Below are 16,990 nucleotides of genomic sequence, written 5' to 3'. Positions count from 1 at the left end.
GACCTTGCCTCGCTCATCCGGACCTCGGTCTTGCTGTCGGCACAGGGCTGGCGTGACCACGACGATGCCGACGCGCTGCGCCATGACCCTGCCTTCCGGTTAGCGGCCAGTTCCTCGGCGGGGCTCACCCCACTCGGGGGGCCGGGACTCCGAAGTTCGACAACTGTGGGTCGGATGCGCGCGGTTTCGCAGGGGGTCGGTCACGCATTTTCAATGCGTTAGGCATCGGTGGATGCCGTTTTCGGCGGATTCCGTGTAGTTACATGCCGATTTGATTTGTCGCCTTGTAAGCATGAGTTAGCGCGGATATCCTGCATTCCATGTTCACGCGTATCACCGAGAATGGCGGTCGCCGCTATCTGCAGATTGTCGAGTCCTTCCGCAACGAGGCCGGCAAGCCGCGGCTGCGCGTGGTGGCCAATCTCGGGCGAGTCGACGAGATCAAGGATGGACAGCTTGACGCACTCATCAGAGGGCTCAGCCGGGCTGCGGGACGTGTCGAGCCTGCGACGGCCGAGATCACCTATGAGGCCGCCCTCGGCTTTGGCGACGTGTTCGCGCTGCACGAGCTTTGGAAGGACCTCGGCTTCGACCGCGCCCTGAGCCGCGCATTGCGGTCGGGGCGCCGCGAGATCGATGCCGAGGCGCTGATCCGCGCCATGGTCTTTAACCGCCTCTGCGCTCCGGACAGCAAGCTGGGCTGCCTGCGTTGGCTGGAGACGGTGGCCATGCCCGCAATGCCCGAGGGTGTGACCCATCAGCATTTGCTGCGCGCCATGGATGCGCTGATGGATCATGCCGAGGTCGTGGAGATCGAACTTGCCCGTCAGATCCGCCCCCTCGTGGATCAGGATCTGGCCATTGTTTTCTACGACCTGACCACCGTGCGCATCCATGGCGAGGGGGAGGTCGACGACGATTTGCGCGCCTTCGGCCTGAACAAGGAGACCGGCGGCATCGCCCGGCAGTTTGTCCTCGGCGTCGTGCAAACCGCCGAAGGCTTGCCGCTGATGCACACCGTTCACCCCGGCAACATGGCCGAGACCAAGACGCTGCAAGCGATGCTGAAGGTGGTGCTGCAGCGCTTCCCGGTGCAAAGGGTCATCCTGGTGGCCGATCGCGGCCTGCTGAGTCTCGACAACATTGGTGAACTCACCGCGCTTGCCGATCAGGGCGGTCGCAAGCTTGAGTTCATCCTCGCCGTGCCAGCCCGGCGTTACGGCGAGCTGGCCGAGACCTTCCGGGGGCTCGCTTTCTCCGAGGAGGGGCTCGCCGAGGCAACCTTCGCCGGCCACCGGCTGATCGTGGCGCATGATCCGACCCACGCGGCCCTGCAGTCCGCCCGGCGGCGGGCGCGGATCGCGGAACTGGACGCCATGGCCGAGAAGATGGTGACACGGCTCGACGCCCAGGATGCCGGGGAAACCGCCCGTGGCCGCCGGGCCTCCGACCGGGGCGCCTACAGTCGCTTCGCCCGGGCGGTGGCCGAAGCCGAACTCACTCGCTTCATCAAGGCCGATTACGCCGCCGACCGGTTCTCCTGGGCGCTCGATGAAGACGCAATTGCCGCGGCGGAGCTTTTCGATGGCAAGCTGGCCCTCCTGACCAACGCGCCCGATCTCACCCCGGCAGAGGCCGTCACCCGCTACAAAAGCCTCGCCGACATCGAGCGCGGCTTCCGCGTCCTGAAATCCGACATCGAGATCGCGCCGGTCCACCACCGTCTGCCGGACCGCATCCGCGCCCATGCCCTGATCTGCTTCCTGGCCCTCGTGCTCTACCGCGTCATGCGCATGCGGCTGAAGGCCAAGGGCCACACCGCCAGTCCACGCACCGCGCTTGATCTGCTGGCACGTATCCATCGCCATCAGGCCAGGATCGCGGATCGAAAGCTCGAAGGCATCACCACCCCAAGCCCCGAACAATTGGAGCTCTTCGACACCCTAAACCTGCCAAAACCCGCCTGACAGACCTCATGTAGTTACATTTTCGCCCCTTCGGCCATAATAAAATCAATCACTTATCGCCGTAGCTGTCGAAGATGGGGAGCCATGAAGTGCGGCAGGAGCGGGGGATTTGGCAGCGCCGGTTTTGGGAGCACCATATCCGGGATGACGACGATTTCGCGGCGCATGTGCGGTATTGCCATATCAACCCGGTGAAGCACGGGTTTGTCGACCGGCCGGAAGATTGGCCGTATTCATCGGTGCATCGGGAGATTGCGGCGGGACGATGGTAGGGTGCGTGATTTCACGCACCGATCCGGGTGTGTTGGGAATAGTTCGTGCGTCGAATGGTGCGTGCGAGCACGCACCCTACGCTTGCTTATCGTCATCGAGGGTCTTCGCAAACTCGCTCTTTTGCGGTCGGTATTTCTCTATCGGCCGCGTCGTTTTTTCTGCTGTGAAGGCGGTTTGTTCGATCCATGGGTTTGCTCCAAAGACAACGGTCATGAAGTGGAGCGCAATTGGAATTGAGAATATGACAATAAACGTGACGATTTCAGTTGAAATGTTACCATCATATCCAAACACTTCAATACTTCTGCTCAGTTCCTTGGAAAACCCAAAAACTTCTATTCGAGAGAGAAGAGCAAACGCCGACAACACCAGCAGCACTCTTGGTATAAGAAGCGCAATGGCGCGACTGCGAGGAACACGTGGATGTTCCGCTCCTCCAGCGCGAAATATCAAGGCTCTGGCATAGGAAAGCGAAGCGAAGAAAATTACAATTGAGAGAGACGCAGAAACAACAAAATCTGCAAAAACAGTGAGCCCGACAAAAAACATATAATCACACGCGACCTTGAAATATATAAACCCGACGCAAAACCAAAATGCTAATACAAACGGCATTGCGAGCACCTACGCGTTCTGGCCAAAATCCGGATGACGATATCGTGTTGTGCCAAGATTTCAACAAATTGTTGGCGGCTGCCTCCCATATCCATTTCAGAAGAGCGAGCGGTATCCCACCGTTCCGGATCTGGGTGCGGAATTTGGGGCGTGGGGTGGCGGGGTGAACCCCGCCCTACGCCGCGGGGGGAGGCCCCCGCTTTCGCGGGGGTGACAGTTGTGGGGGGAGGCGCGGGCTAGCGGGTGAACTTCTTGTACTTCACCCGCTTCGGCTCCAGCGAGTCCGCCCCGAGACGGCGGACCTTGTCTTCTTCGTAGGCTTCGAAGTTGCCCTCGAACCATTCGACGTGGGCGTCACCTTCGAAGGCGAGGATGTGGGTGCAGAGGCGGTCGAGGAAGAAGCGGTCGTGGCTGATGACGACGGCGCAGCCGGCGAAGTCTTCGATGGCGTCTTCGAGGGCGCGGAGGGTTTCGACGTCAAGGTCGTTGGTCGGCTCGTCCAGCAGCAGGACGTTGCCGCCGGAGCGCAGGAGTTTGGCGAGGTGGACGCGGTTCCGCTCGCCGCCCGACAAGAGGCCGACCTTCTTTTGCTGGTCGGTGCCCTTGAAGTTGAAGGCGCCTACATAGGCGCGCGAGTTCATTTCGGCGTCGCCGAGCGCGATGATGTCGAGGCCGTCGGAGATTTCCTCCCACACGTTCTTGGCGGGGTCGAGGGTGTCGCGCGACTGGTCGACGTAGCTGAGTTGCACGGTGTTGCCGAGGGTGATGGTGCCCTCGTCGGGCTGTTCCTGCCCGGTCATCATGCGGAAGAGGGTGGTTTTACCGGCGCCGTTGGGGCCGATGATGCCGACGATGGCGCCGGGCGGGATCGAGAAGGTCAGATTCTCCATCAAAAGCTTGTCGCCCATGTGCTTTTTCAGGCCGACGACGTCGATCACCTTGCCGCCGAGGCGTTCGCCGTTGGGGATGATGATCTGGGCGGTCGAGATGCGTTCGCGCACGGATTGGCCCGCCATCTCGTTATACTTGGTGATCCGGGCTTTCTGCTTGGCCTGGCGGGCCTTGGCGCCGGCGCGGATCCAGTTGAGTTCCTTTTCCAGCACCTTCTGCTTGGACTTGTCTTCGCGCGCCTCTTGCAGCAGGCGCTTGGCCTTCTGTTCGAGCCAGGCGGTGTAGTTGCCTTCGTAGGGAATGCCGCGGCCACGGTCGAGTTCGAGGATCCAGCCGGTGATGTCATCGAGGAAGTAACGGTCGTGGGTGACGATCAGGATGGTGCCGACGTAGTCGATCAGGTGCTGTTGCAGCCAGGCGATGCTTTCGGCGTCGAGGTGGTTGGTGGGTTCGTCCAAGAGCAGCATCTCGGGCGCTTCGAGCAGCAGTTTGCAGAGCGCGACGCGGCGTTTCTCGCCGCCCGAGAGGGTGGTGACATCGGCATCGTCGGGCGGGCAGCGCAGCGCCTCCATCGACACGTCGACCTGGCTGTCGAGATCCCACAGGTTCTCGGCGTCGATCTCGTCCTGCAGGCGCGACATCTCGTCGGCGGTCTCGTCGGTGTAGTTCATCGCCAGTTCGTTGTAGCGGTCGAGCTTGGCCTGCTTCACCGCGACGCCGAGCATGACGTTGCCGCGCACGTTCAGGCTTTCGTCAAGCTGGGGTTCTTGCGGCAGGTAGCCGACGCGGGCGCCCTTGGCGGCCCAGGCCTCGCCCTGAAAATCGGTGTCGATGCCGGCGATGATCCGCATCAGGGTGGATTTCCCCGAGCCGTTGACGCCGACAACGCCGATCTTGACGCCGGGCAGGAAGTTCAGGCGGATGTTCTCGAAGCACTTCTTGCCGCCGGGATAGGTCTTGGAGACGCCATCCATGTGGTAGACGTATTGATAGGCGGCCATGATGCTCTCTCCGCGGATTCAGGGATGACCCCGCGTTTAACCGGTCTGCGCCGCGAGGGCAACGTCGAGACGCGGCGACGCGCGATCAGACGGTGCCGGTCAGGGGCTCCGGCAGCGGATTGCGGGCCGGGGCGGCGGCGCGGCGCAGGATCACCAGGGTCTGCGCGATGAGGAGGACATAGGCCAGGCCCGAGACGGTGACGATCTGATCCTGGTTCAATTGGTGGGTCGGGTGGGTCACCGTGACGACGATCCACCACCCGGTCGACAGCCAGGCGAGCGCCAGAAGCAGCACCTGCTCCCACGGGGTGGCGCGCAGCATCACGTCGGCCGCCAGCAGCGCCGCCGCGAGGCCGAAGATCGGCATGTCGTAATCGTAGTTGTAGGGGCTGATGGCGAGCGTGCAGAGAAGCGCGATGCCAACCTGCTGCCGCGCCGGCCAGCGCCGCAGGGCGGCGCAGGCTGTCACCGCGCAGGCCGCCAGCGCCCCCGCCACCTGTAGCGCGAAGGCGGCATCGGCCGGGATGCCCAAGGTGCGGGCGGCGGCGTAAAGCGAGGTCATGCGGTACATCGGGTAGGCGCCCTGCCGCAGGTAGGTGCCCGCGTCGTGCACCCCGGCGAGGAAGGCGGCCCAGATGCCGGGACCGAAGGCGAGCGTCGAGATTGCGGCGCTGGCAAGCGTGACGACGGCCGCGAGCGCCAGCACGCCCCAGGAGCGCCGCGCCAGGATCATCACCGTCAGTCCCACCGCGAGATGCGGCTTGATCACCATCAGGCCGAGCGGCAGGCCCGCGATGGTTCGGCCGCGCAGCGATGCCAGCGCGAAGGCCCCGACCAGCGCCCCGGTCAGCAAGCCGTTCTGGCCGACGACGATGCACACCATCAGGGCGGGAAAGGTGGCAATCACGGCCTCGGCGAAGCGGGGCCCGGCCAGTCGCCGCAAGACCCAGAGGTAGGCGCCGAAACTCGCCCCGATGAAGATCAGGTAGGCCACGCCCTTGTTGACGAGCGCGAGCAGAGCCACGATCAGGTCGAACTGCGGCGGATAGGTCCAGGGCATCTGCGCGTGCAGGCTGTTTTCGGCCGCTTCGGCCGTCAGCAACGTCGGGATCGAATAGGACTGATCGACCGCGCCGCGCCAGGCCATCCGCCCGACCAGATGGAACACGTCGAAGTCGACGTAGCGGAGGCCGTCGACCGACCCGTTGACGCCACTGAAGTCGATGGCGTTTCGCAGCATCCCGGCGACCAGCACCAGAAGAAAAGCCATCGCGACCGATGACACGAGCCTGTCCCGTCGGGACGGAATGCTTGCGCCGGTCATGCTGACTCCTCCGGGGCTGTCTTGCTACCAGACCCCGTGTGCCGGGCGTTTGTGGTATCAGCATGGCGTGGTCGGGGCGGCTTCGGGACCACGAGCGTCAGGCGGGTCGGGGCGGAGATGACGCTTTTATGTCTCCCCCAGGGGCGCGGGATCGGGTAGCACTGCGCGCATGCGACAGGGTTTCCCACTGGCGACGCCGGGCATGGTCATCGGCCTTCTGGGCGGGTCGTTCGATCCGGCCCACGCTGGCCATGCGCACATCACCCGCGAGGCGATCCGGCGGCTGGGGCTGGACCGGGTCTGGTGGCTGGTGTCGCCCGGCAACCCGCTGAAGCGCGAGCAGCCTGCGCCGATGGCGCGGCGGATGGCGCGCGCGCGGGCGGTGATGGACGATCCGCGCGTGGTCGTCAGCGATCTGGAGGCGCGGCTGGGCACGCGCTTTACCGCCGCCACGCTGGAGCGGCTGCTGGCGCTTTATCCCGGCGTCCGTTTCGTCTGGCTGATGGGGGCGGACAATCTGGCGCAGTTCCACCGCTGGGACCATTGGCGCTGGATCCTGACTCATGTGCCGGTCGCGGTGCTGGCGCGGCCGGGGATCGACCTGAAGGCGCGAGTTGCCCCGGCGGCGCGGTGCTTTGCCGCGTACCGGGTGCCCGCGCGCGGGCTGGCATGGCGGACGCCTCCGGCCTGGTGTTATCTCGACGTGCCGAAGGTGGACCTGTCGTCCAGCGCGATCCGCGCACGCGGCGAGTGGCAGCGGTGAGCGGCGCGGGTTGCCCGATCGGGCGCGGTCTGGTTTTCTGGGAGGCATGGGCATGACAGGCATCAACCTATCGCGGCGCTGGGTGCTGGGCGCGCTGCTGGCGGGCGTTGCGCTGCCGGTGACGGCCAAGGTGACGCCCAAGGCGCGGCCCGAAACGCTGCCGGGCGTGCCCGCCCCGGTGCAGGCGGCCGAGACGCTGGTCGCGGCGGCGAAGCTGGGTGGCAGGGTCGGCTATCTGGTCGTCGATGCGACCAGCGGCAAGGTGCTGGAAAGCGCGGGGGCCGATGATCCGCTGCCGCCCGCGAGCGTGGCGAAGACGCTGACCACGGTCTATGCGCTGGAGATGCTGGGGGGCGACTATCGCTTTTCAACGCGGCTGATCGGCACCGGGCCGGTGACGGGCGGCACATTGCAGGGTGATCTGGTGCTGGCGGGGGGCGGCGATCCGACGCTGACCACCGACGATCTGGGCGACATGGCAGCGGCGCTGAAGGCGGCCGGGGTGCGCGCGGTCAGCGGACGGTTCCTGGTGGCGGGCGGGGCGTTGCCGCAAATCGACGAGATCGACCCCGACCAGCCCGATCAGGTGGATTACAATCCGGGCATCGGCGGGCTGAACCTGAACTTCAACCGGGTCTATTTCGGCTGGGCGAAGCAGGGCGCGGGCTGGGCGCTGACGATGGATGCGCGGGCGGATCGTTACAACGCGCCGGTCAGCGTGGCGCAGATGGCGATCGCCGACCGGGCGGGGCCGCAATACACCTATGCCCGGCAGGACGGCGTCGAACGCTGGACCGTCGCGGCGGGCGCGTTGGGCAAGGGCGGCAGCCGTTGGCTGCCGGTGCGGGAACCCGGGCCTTATGCGGGCGACGTGTTCCGGGGGCTAGCCGCGGCGCAGGGGATCGCGCTGGCCGTGCCACAACTGGCGGATGGCGTGCCGTCCGGCGACATTCTCGCCCAGCATCAAAGCGATGAGTTGCGCGCGATCCTGCGCGAGATGCTGAAGTATTCCACCAACGTAACCGCCGAGATCATCGGCCTGACGGCGAGCCAGAAGCGCGGCGGGCCGATCGACAGCCTTGCCGCCTCGGCGGCGCGGATGACCGATTGGGCGGGCGACCGGTTCGGCATTTCGGTGAAGCTGCGCGACCATTCCGGCCTGAACGCCGAGAACCGGGTGACGGCGACCGATCTGGTGACGCTGTTGCGCGCGGCCGCGGGCGGCGAACTGCCGGGGTTGCTGAAGCCGATTCCGCTGCGCGACGCCAAGGGGAATTGGGTGAAGGACAGCCCGGTGAACATCCACGCGAAAAGCGGCACGCTGAATTTCGTCTCCAACCTCGCGGGCTATGAGACGACGGCGAAGGGGCGGGCGCTGATCTTTGCGATCCTGACGGGCGATGTGGCGCGCGCGGCGGCCATTCCGCGCGAGGACCGCGAGGAGCCCGCCGGTGTGCGATCCTGGGTCGGGCGGGCGCACGGGTTGCAGCAGGCGCTGCTGCAACGCTGGGCAAAGGCATACGACGCCTGAGGGTCAGGTGCGCCTGATGCGCAACCGGGGCCTGAGGGTCAGGCGCGCATGAACCGCGCCCGCGCCCCGCGCTCGATCGCGGCGGCGTGCAGGCGGTCGATGTTGAATTCCTCGCGGATTTCCTCCAGCAGCCGCAACTCGGTCTGGCCAAGCTTGCCGTCGGCGGCGGCCACGTCGCAGGCCAGCGCGTAGGCGGTTTCGTAAAGCCGTTCGGGCAGCGCATCACGGATCAGGCCGAAGAGGGCGTCAAGGCCGTCTTCCTCCTCGAACAGGTCGAACACGACCTGCGCGACGCGGCGCAGGCGATCGGGATCGTAGCCTGCGAACACCGGCAGGTGGTTCACGATGCCCTGGATCATCACCAGTTCCGCCGTGCGGATCGTCTCGTTCGAAGCAGAGACAGCGATCATCAGAGCAACAAGGCTGTCTTGCGACGTCATCGAGGCGGTGTCGAAGCTCATCGGTCTGTCCTTCCGGCGTTTGTTGCGGTGCAGAATATTGACGCGCGGGGGTGTGGGCAATAGGAGACGGGGGTTGCCGGGCACGGGGCCCGGCCCACCGATCCGGGAATGCGCCCATGTCCGCTCTTCGCGACGCCGCGATGACCTCGAAAGCCTGGCCCTTCGAAGAGGCGCGCCGTGTGCTGAAACGGTACGAAAAGGCGCCGCCCGAAAAGGGCTATGTGCTGTTCGAGACCGGCTACGGGCCCTCGGGCCTGCCGCATATCGGCACCTTCGGCGAAGTGGCGCGGACCTCGATGATCCGGCGCGCGTTTCAGGAAATCTCGGAGCTGCCGACGAAGCTGCTGGTGTTCTCGGACGACATGGACGGAATGCGCAAGGTGCCCGAAAACGTGCCGAACCCGACCATGCTGCGCGAGCATCTGCAGCGCCCGCTGACCTCGGTGCCCGACCCGTTCGGGGAATTCGCGAGCTTCGGCGACCACAACAACGCGATGCTGCGCCGGTTCCTCGATACCTTCGGGTTCGAGTACGAATTCGCCAGCGCGACCGAGTATTACAAGACCGGCAAGATGGACGCGATCCTGCTGCGGGCGGCGGAGAGGTATGACGCGATCATGGCGATCATGCTGGCCTCGTTGCGCGAGGAGCGGCAGCAGACCTATTCCTGCTTCCTGCCGATCAGCCCGAAGTCGGGCCGCGTGCTTTATGTGCCGATCAAGCACGTCGACGCGGTGGCGGGCACCATCACCTTTGACGACGAGGATGGCGACGAGCAGACGCTGCCGGTCACCGGCGGGCGCGTGAAGCTGCAATGGAAGCCCGACTTCGGCGCGCGCTGGGCGGCGCTGGGCGTCGATTTCGAGATGTATGGCAAGGACCATTCCACCAACACGCCGATCTATGACGGCATCTGCGAGGTGCTGGGCGGCGAGAAGCCCGAGCATTTCACCTATGAGCTGTTTCTGGACGAGAACGGGCAGAAGATCTCGAAGTCGAAGGGCAACGGGCTGACGATTGACGAGTGGCTGACCTATGCCTCGACCGAGAGCCTGTCGTATTACATGTTCCTGAAGCCGAAAACCGCCAAGCGGCTGTCGTGGGACGTGATCCCGAAGGCGGTGGACGAATATCACCAGCAGTTGCGCGCCTATCGCGATCAGGACGACGCCGCGAAACTGGCGAACCCGGTGTGGCACATCCACGGCGGCCATCCTCCGGCAAGCCACATGGTGGTGCCGTTCGCGATGCTGCTGAACCTGGCCAGCGTCGCCGGGGCGACCGACAAATCCGGCCTCTGGGGCTTCATCCGGCGCTATGCGCCCGAGGCGAACCCCGAGGCGAACCCCGATCTGGATCAGGCGGCCGCGTTCGCGGTGCGCTACTTCCGCGACTTCGTGGCGCCGACGCGGGTGTTCCGCCTGGCGACCGAGAAGGAACGGGCGGCGATGGCCGACCTGGTGGCGCGGCTGAAAGCCTGGGATGGCGGGCTGGATGCGGAAGAGTTGCAGGGCATCGTCTATGCTGTCGGCAAGGAGCACGGCTTCGACCCGCTGCGCGACTGGTTCCAGGCGCTCTACGAGGTCTTCCTGGGCGCCAGCCAGGGCCCACGTTTCGGCGGGTTCATCGCGCTTTACGGCGTCGCCGAGACCATCGCGCTGATCGAGAAGGGGCTGGCGGGCGGGCTGGCCTGAGCGGAGGCTTGCCCATTGCCGCGCCGGGCGGTTGACCCGGCCGGGTTCGGGGCGCACCCTTTTCGCCACATGTTGGATGTCTGAACAAGTCAGCGATCTCCGGTGCGCGGGGATCGGCTTGGCGCATCTCGCGCACGGAACATCGGGGGATTGATCGGGTGAAGGATTACGCGCCGCTGGGCGCGCTGAAACCGGTCGCGCCGGATGTCTGGATCGTCGATGGTCCGGCGGTGCGCTTCCATGGGATGCCGTTTCCGACCCGGATGACGGTGATCCGGCTGGCGAATGGCGATCTGTTCCTGCATTCGCCGATCGCCTATTCGCACTGGCTGGCGCGCGACCTGCGGGTTCTGGGGCCGATCCGGCACCTGGTCTCGCCGAACCGGGATCACGATCTGGGCCTGCCGGGCTGGCAGGCGGCGGTGCCGGGCACGATCGCCTGGGCCGCGCCCGGTGTGCGCGATCCCGCGACGAAGCGCGGGGCAGCGGTGCGGTGGGACCGCGATCTGGGCGCGGATGCCCCGTCGGCGTGGGCGGGGCAGATCGACCAGATGATCGTGCCCGGCAGCCCGGAGCATCAGGAGGTGGTGTTCTTCCACCCCCGCAGCCGAACGCTGGTGCTGACGGACCTGATCGAGAATTTCGAAGCCTCGCGGCTGTCGCGCCGGTTCCGCTGGCTCGCGCGGCTGGCCGGCGTTCTGGACCCCGACGGCAAGGCGCCGATCCGCCTGCGCCGGACGTTCCGCCGTGGCAGGCCGCAACTGCGTGCGGCGGTGGAGCAGATGATCGGCTGGGCGCCCGAGCGGGTGATCCTGGCGCACGGCCGCTGGTACGACCGCGACGGGGTGGCGGAACTGCGACGGGCGTTTCGCTGGGCGCGGGCGTAGCCGCTAACGCGAATTGCGTTTATCTTGAATCAGAATTCGCCCCAGGCCTTGGGCGAATTCTGATGTCGTCGCATCAGATAAAACGCAAGTCGCGCTACGCCTCGGCCCGCCAGATCGCCCACCAGGCACACCAGCGTTCGGCCACGTCCTGGGGACGCCCTGCGAAGAGGCGGGCGGCGAGCGGCAGGGCGACCAGCGACAGCCGGTCGTGGCGGACGCGGGCGAGCACTTCGGCGTCGGCGCGTTCCTCGGCGGGCACATCAAGAGCGGTGAGGGCGTCGCGGAACACCGCGATGTCGTTCATCAGGCCGAGCGTCTCGGCCAGCTCTTCGGCGGCTTCGGCATGGGGGCCCATCATCACGGGCCAGAGCGGGGTCAGCAACCGGGCGTGATAGAGGTGATCCTTCACCCGCTTGCGGAAATTGTGCACGGCGGCGGGCGAGGTTTCGCGCAGCGCGACATGCAGCGTGGTCCGGGCCTCATGCAGCGTGCGGATCAGCCCGGCCTGCAATACATCGGCGCCCGCCCCTTTCAGCGCGAGGGAACTGAGGCTGCCGCGCGCGGTGGCAAGATCGGCGCGGCAGGTGGCGAGCGCGTCGGCGGCGGCATCGTGCGCGCGGGGCGGGGCCTGCGTGAAGGCGGCGCGGATCGCGGGCAGGCCGCCGGGGGCCAGCGCGTCGAGCGTGTGCAGCAGCACCGCGGCATCGCGCAGGGCCGCGACCCGGCGCGCGGCATCGCGCAACAGAGCGTCGAGCGTGCGGTGTTCGGCGAGACCGGGGCGGACGAGGCGGAGCAGCGCGCGGAGCTTCTTCACGCTTTTTCGGATTTCATGCACCGCTTCGCCTTGCGGCAGGCCCGGCCGGTCGATCTGATCCAGAGCACGGTCGACCTGCTCAAGCGCAATGCGGCGCATGCCGCGCGCAAGGGTGCGGTCGCTCAGGTCGAAACTGAAGGCCATGAAGCGGCTCCTTTGCGCGCAGTCTACGCTGCGCGGTGTCGGAACGGAATTGGCATTGCGCAGTCTTGCCGGGCCGGGCGGGCGTTCTAGCTTTTCCATGGGGACATGAGAGGAGGACGACGATGGTTCGGACGTTCACGGCGGCGCTGTTCCTGGCAGTTGCAGCGCTGCCCGCGCTGGCGGACGAAGCGGAAAACCCGGATATCGAGGCGGTGATCGGCGACCAGATCGCGGCGCTCAGGGCCGACGATTTCGCCACGGCCTTTACCTATGCCTCGCCGATGATCCAGGGGATGTTCGGCACCCCCGAAACGTTCGGCGAGATGGTGAAACAGGGCTATCCGATGGTCTGGCATCCGGCGGGGGTGACCTACCTGCAACTGCGGGAGGTGGCCGGGGGTCTGTGGCAGCGGATCATGGTGACCGACGCCAGCGGGCGGGTCTGGATGCTGGATTACCGGATGGTGCAGGTCGACGGCGCCTGGCGCATCGACGGGGTGCAGATCCTGCCCGCGCAGGGCGTCGGCGCCTGACGCGGCGCGCGCAGGGTTAACCGGGGCTTAACGGCGGATTGGTAGCTCTGGGCGCAGGGCGGTCAGTCCGGCGTTTCCGATCATGAGCACGTGCGTGATGCGGCGGGGCGCGGGCAGGGCCCTCCGCGTTTGCGGCGCCTTCGGCTGACCGCCGAGAGGCAACGAGACGAGGGGTCTTGTCATGGATATTACCATCACCGACGGCGTGGCGCTGATGCCGCCGCCGTTTTCGGCCGGGCTTGGCGTCTGGTCCTATCAGGACGGCACGCCGGGCTCGGGCAGCTATGCCGGGCAGGCGAACGCCGCCTATGTGCCCGCCGATCAGGATTTCGGCGGCTGCCTGGAGTTGCAGAAGACTACCAGCACGCAGAAACTGCGCTACATGGTGCAGACGCCGATCCTGCCGGGGGTCTATCTGCGGATCCGCGCGCGGGTGAAGGCGATGTCGGGCAATCTGCCGACGGTGAAGGTTGCCGCTTGGGCGGGCAATGCGGGCGGCAACGTGGTCGGCGCGCCGGTCGCCGGGCCGCAGGTGACGCTGACGAGCTATGGCAGCATCGTCACCGTCAGTGCGATCGTCGGGGTGGGCAATCGGCAGGGCGTGGACCTGGTCTGGGGGCCGCAGCCGAGCTATGGCTATTTCGGGCTGGACCTGACCGGGCCGAACGGCGGCGTGGTGCGGATCGACGACATCGTGATCGAGGACGTCACCGATATCTTCGCGCGCAAGCTGATGGACTGGGTCGATGTGCGCGACTACGGCGCCAGGGGCGACGGCATCACCGACGACAGCGCGGCCTTTGCAGCGGCGGACGCGGCGGCGAATGGCGGCGGGGTGCTGGTCTCCGCGGGCAACTATTACCTGGCCTCCAACGTCACGTTCGAGGCTCCGGTCCGGTTCCAGGGCACGGTGATGATGCCCGCGACGGTGCGGCTGGCGCTGACGCGCAGCTATGATCTTGACACCTACGAGGCGGCCTTCGGCAGCGAGATCGAGGGCTTCCGGCGCATGCTGCAGGCGTTGTTCGCTTTCACCGACCATTCCGTGCTCGACCTTGGCGGGCGGCAGGTGCAACTGACCGAGCCGATCGACGTCGCGGCGGTGACCGGTGTCACCACGTTCGCGATCCGGCGCGTGCTGACCAACGGGCAGTTGAACCTGGTGGCAGGAACATCGTGGAATTCCACCACGGTGACGGCGCAGGCCAGCTATGCGGCCGCGCAGCCCCAGACCCTGACCGGGATCGCCAACGTCGCACAGATCGCCGTCGGCTCGCTCGTCACCGGCACCGGCGTCGGGCGCGAGGTCTATGTGACAGCGACCAATGTCGGCGCGGGCACGCTGACGCTGAGCCAGCCGTTGTGGGCCGCGGCCGGGACGCAGACCTACAGCTTCACCCGATTCCGCCATGCGCTCGACTTCAGCGGGTTCGCGCGGCTCGACAAGTTCGAGATCACCGATCTGGAGTTCTACTGCGGCGGCATCGGCTCGGCGCTGATGTTGCCGCCGGTGGGCACGGTCTTCCGGCTTTCGGGCTGCGTCTTCAATGCGCCGAAGGACCGCGGCATCACCTCGATCGGCACCGGCTGTCAGGGCATGCTGGTGGACGAATGCCAGTTCCTGTCGAACGAACAGGCGGCCCGGGCGCAGGACCGCGTGTCGATCGCGCTGAACGTGAACGCCAATGACGTGAAGATCCGCAACAGCCGGATCGTGCGGTTCCGGCACTTCGCGGTGATGGACGGCACCGGCCATACGCTGGTCGGCAACCACTTCTTTCAGGGCGACGATCAGACGCTGGGCGTCCGGCAGGCCGGCCTGGTGCTGGCGGCGCTCAACACCAAGACGACGATCACTGGCAACTACATCGACAACTGCTTCATCGAGTGGTCGAACGAGCATGACCCGACGCCCGACTACAGCAACGAATTCTCTTTCGGCGGGCTGACGGTCACCGGCAACATCTTCACCGCGACGAATGTCGGACCGGGCTTCCGGTGGTTCGTGATCGCGCCGAAGGGGGCGGGGCACTACATCCAGGGGCTGACGGTTTCGAACAACGTGTTCCGTCCGCTGAACGGCAATATCGACCGGGTCGAGATGGTTGACACAACCGTGGCCGGGCTCGATTTTTCACGCACGCGCAACTGCGTGTGGGAAAACAACGCCTATAACGCGGTGAACCAGTCGACGGTGAACCCGGTGTCGCTTGAATTCGCGCAGAACACGGCGGCGGCGACCTGGACGCTCGACCCTTCGGCCTACCTGCCGTTCGGGGGCTGGGCGCGCTATGTGACCGCGCTGATCGCCGAGGGCGCGATTGTCGATGGGGCCGGGGCGAAGCGGTATGACATGCCTTACGTGCTGACCTTGCAGGGCACGACGCACCAGCAGGTGACGTTGACCTGGCCGGTGCCGACGCAGGGCAAGATGATGGTGACGACGCGGGTCGACAACCCGAACTGAGGGCGGTTCGCGGGTGCCAGAGGGGGGCGCGGCTTTCGGGCTGCGCCCTTTCGCTTGGCGGTTGATCGCAATTCGCTTTAGGGTCGGCCCCGAAACAGCGGTGGAGGCGGCGATGGCCGATCGGTTGAAGGGCAAGGTGGCGCTGGTGTCGGGCGGCGCCGGGGGCTGTGGCGCGGCGGCGGTGCGGCTGTTCGCGGCCGAAGGCGCGGCGGTGGGCATCGTCGATCGCGATGCCGTGCGGGGCGCGGCGCTGGCGGCGGAACTGGTCGCGGCAGGGCACCGGGCGGTGTTCGTGGCCTGCGACGTGGCGGTGAAGGCGCAGGTTGAGGCGGCGGTGGCGGCGGTGACGGCGGCATTGGGGCCCGTGACGGTGCTGTTCAACCACGCGGGCACCATCGTCATCAAGCCGTTCCTGGAGACCGAGGAGGCCGACTGGGATTTCCTCTTCGACGTCAACGTGAAGTCGATGTATCTGATGACGCGGGCGGTGCTGCCGCAGATGATCGCGGCGGGCGGCGGGGCGATCGTCTGCACCTCGTCGATCTCGGCGGTCTACGCGACGCCGATGGAGGTGCTTTATGACGCCACCAAGGGCGCCTGCCACATGTTCGCCCGCGCCATCGCGGTGGAGTTCCGCGACCGTGGCATCCGCTGCAACGCGGTCTGCCCCGGCTTCATCGACACGCCGCACGGGCAGCGCGAGGTGAAGGAACTGACGGCGCTGGGGGTCGATGCGTCCGAGGCGGCGATCAGCGCGGCACAGGGCCGCATGGGCAAGCCCGAGGATATCGCGCGGGCGGCGCTTTACCTTGCGTCGGACGACAGCGAGTTCGTCAACGGCGCGCAGCTTTTCGTGGATGGCGGGTTCAGCGCGGTCTGAGGTCTTCCGGTGTGAGCATATAGGCCTTGCCGAAGCCGCCGTTGAGGGCGGCGCCTTCCACCTCGAACACGACAAACCCGAAATCGGCGAAATCGGCGTAAAGCTTCGATTTCGGGTGGTCGGCGAGGTAGGTGTCGCGGATCACCGCATGGGCCGGATCGGCGCGGTCGATGAAGCGCGCGCGGGCCTGCACGGTCAGGCGCGGATGGGTCAGCGGGTCGCCCTTCGACCCCGGTTCGCCCACCAGGATCGCCGCGCGCGGATCGGCTTGCAGCGCGCGGGTATGCAGCGCGAGGGTGGAGATCAGCGTCACCGGCGCACCGCCGGGGGCCTGCCCCAGCGCGATGCGGCTGACGAAGGGGGCGCCGGTGTCGGGGTGCAGCACGGCCAGCGCGGCATGGCGCGCGCCCGACAGCAGGGCGCGGGCCAGCGCGCGGGCGTCATCGTCGGTCGGGCGGATCGGGTTCACGGGTTCGGGCATCGGGCACCTTCCTTGGCAAGAAGCTAGGGCGGCGCGATGGCCCCGGCAACGGGCGAATCATCCGCGCACGATTCGTGCGCGCAGGTGGCTGCCCGCGTCAGGATCGGTCGCGCGGCCTGCTTTCCCTAGCGTCATCTCGACACGCCACCACGCGGCGATGCGGGGATTTCCGCGCCCGGCCCAGGTTTTCTGCATGCTCTGAACCGGCAAGAATTTGATTTCCCCTGTCAAAACCCGGCCCGCTTCCGAGTGCTTTACTGAATG

14 protein-coding genes and 1 pseudogene are annotated in these 16,990 nt (G+C 66.5%); 9 read left to right on the top strand and 6 right to left on the bottom strand.

The genetic code is table 11. The annotated features are described in order from the left end of the window. The first annotated feature begins 320 nt into the window (after positions 1 to 320). Together AC11WY_RS14725 and AC11WY_RS14720 are read left to right on the top strand one after the other, a co-directional pair. Positions 321 to 1,967: an IS1634 family transposase gene (locus tag AC11WY_RS14725; RefSeq protein WP_482926805.1), complete on the top strand. Its 1,647-nt coding sequence runs from the start codon at positions 321 to 323 to the stop codon at positions 1,965 to 1,967. A gap of 92 nt (positions 1,968 to 2,059) precedes the next feature. Further along, a pseudogene (locus AC11WY_RS14720) lies at positions 2,060 to 2,239 on the top strand (REP-associated tyrosine transposase); the annotation flags it as partial. 76 nt (positions 2,240 to 2,315) lie between these two features. Here AC11WY_RS14720 and AC11WY_RS14715 read toward each other — a convergent pair. From AC11WY_RS14715 to AC11WY_RS14705, 3 genes are all read right to left on the bottom strand, one after another. Further along, complete coding sequence (locus AC11WY_RS14715) at positions 2,316 to 2,864, bottom strand: hypothetical protein (RefSeq protein WP_482926803.1); 549 nt, start codon at positions 2,862 to 2,864, stop codon at positions 2,316 to 2,318. A 227-nt stretch (positions 2,865 to 3,091) separates the two neighbouring features. Continuing rightward, entirely contained in the window at positions 3,092 to 4,747 is a 1,656-nt protein-coding gene (gene ettA / locus AC11WY_RS14710) for an energy-dependent translational throttle protein EttA (RefSeq protein WP_482926801.1), read from the bottom strand. An 85-nt stretch (positions 4,748 to 4,832) separates the two neighbouring features. Next, on the bottom strand, positions 4,833 to 6,071 hold the full coding sequence (locus AC11WY_RS14705; protein WP_482926799.1) for a glycosyltransferase family 87 protein: 1,239 nt from the start codon (positions 6,069 to 6,071) through the stop codon (positions 4,833 to 4,835). Positions 6,072 to 6,240: 169 nt separating this feature from the next. Between AC11WY_RS14705 and AC11WY_RS14700 the strand changes: the two genes are divergently transcribed. Both AC11WY_RS14700 and dacB read left to right on the top strand, forming a co-directional pair. Further along, on the top strand, positions 6,241 to 6,834 hold the full coding sequence (locus tag AC11WY_RS14700; RefSeq protein ID WP_482926797.1) for a nicotinate-nucleotide adenylyltransferase: 594 nt from the start codon (positions 6,241 to 6,243) through the stop codon (positions 6,832 to 6,834). Positions 6,835 to 6,886: 52 nt separating this feature from the next. After that, positions 6,887 to 8,365 (top strand): D-alanyl-D-alanine carboxypeptidase/D-alanyl-D-alanine endopeptidase, encoded by a 1,479-nt coding sequence (dacB, locus tag AC11WY_RS14695; protein WP_482926795.1) that lies wholly within the window; start codon positions 6,887 to 6,889, stop codon positions 8,363 to 8,365. A gap of 38 nt (positions 8,366 to 8,403) precedes the next feature. Here dacB and AC11WY_RS14690 read toward each other — a convergent pair whose 3' ends face one another. Continuing rightward, entirely contained in the window at positions 8,404 to 8,826 is a 423-nt protein-coding gene (locus AC11WY_RS14690) for a tellurite resistance TerB family protein (protein ID WP_482926793.1), read from the bottom strand. A 116-nt stretch (positions 8,827 to 8,942) separates the two neighbouring features. Here AC11WY_RS14690 and AC11WY_RS14685 point away from each other — a divergent pair, with 116 nt between their 5' ends. Next, entirely contained in the window at positions 8,943 to 10,520 is a 1,578-nt protein-coding gene (locus AC11WY_RS14685; RefSeq protein ID WP_482926790.1) for a lysine--tRNA ligase, read from the top strand. A 158-nt stretch (positions 10,521 to 10,678) separates the two neighbouring features. Next, positions 10,679 to 11,407, top strand: coding sequence for a DUF4336 domain-containing protein (locus AC11WY_RS14680; protein WP_482926788.1), 729 nt, complete (start codon positions 10,679 to 10,681; stop codon positions 11,405 to 11,407). Positions 11,408 to 11,501: 94 nt separating this feature from the next. On the opposite strand, the gene AC11WY_RS14675 is transcribed toward AC11WY_RS14680, so the two are convergent. After that, positions 11,502 to 12,365, bottom strand: a complete 864-nt coding sequence (locus AC11WY_RS14675; protein WP_482926786.1) for a CHAD domain-containing protein — start codon at positions 12,363 to 12,365, stop codon at positions 11,502 to 11,504. 122 nt (positions 12,366 to 12,487) lie between these two features. On the opposite strand from AC11WY_RS14675, the gene AC11WY_RS14670 reads away from it, so the two are divergent. From AC11WY_RS14670 to AC11WY_RS14660, 3 genes are all read left to right on the top strand, one after another. Next, a complete protein-coding gene (locus AC11WY_RS14670) occupies positions 12,488 to 12,898 on the top strand; it encodes a DUF4864 domain-containing protein (RefSeq protein ID WP_482926784.1) in 411 nt (136 codons plus the stop codon). Between the two features lie 181 nt (positions 12,899 to 13,079). Beyond that, positions 13,080 to 15,365, top strand: a complete 2,286-nt coding sequence (locus AC11WY_RS14665; RefSeq protein WP_482926782.1) for a glycosyl hydrolase family 28-related protein — start codon at positions 13,080 to 13,082, stop codon at positions 15,363 to 15,365. A 112-nt stretch (positions 15,366 to 15,477) separates the two neighbouring features. Next, on the top strand, positions 15,478 to 16,245 hold the full coding sequence (locus tag AC11WY_RS14660) for an SDR family NAD(P)-dependent oxidoreductase (RefSeq protein WP_482926780.1): 768 nt from the start codon (positions 15,478 to 15,480) through the stop codon (positions 16,243 to 16,245). Here AC11WY_RS14660 and AC11WY_RS14655 read toward each other — a convergent pair. After that, positions 16,232 to 16,726, bottom strand: coding sequence for a HugZ family pyridoxamine 5'-phosphate oxidase (locus AC11WY_RS14655; RefSeq protein ID WP_482926778.1), 495 nt, complete (start codon positions 16,724 to 16,726; stop codon positions 16,232 to 16,234). The genes AC11WY_RS14660 and AC11WY_RS14655 overlap by 14 nt on opposite strands. Positions 16,727 to 16,990 lie beyond the last annotated feature (264 nt).

Source organism: Solirhodobacter sp. (assembly GCF_964715405.1).
The sequence above is the reverse complement of the archived record's forward strand: the minus strand, read 5'-3'. Positions and strand labels throughout refer to the sequence as shown.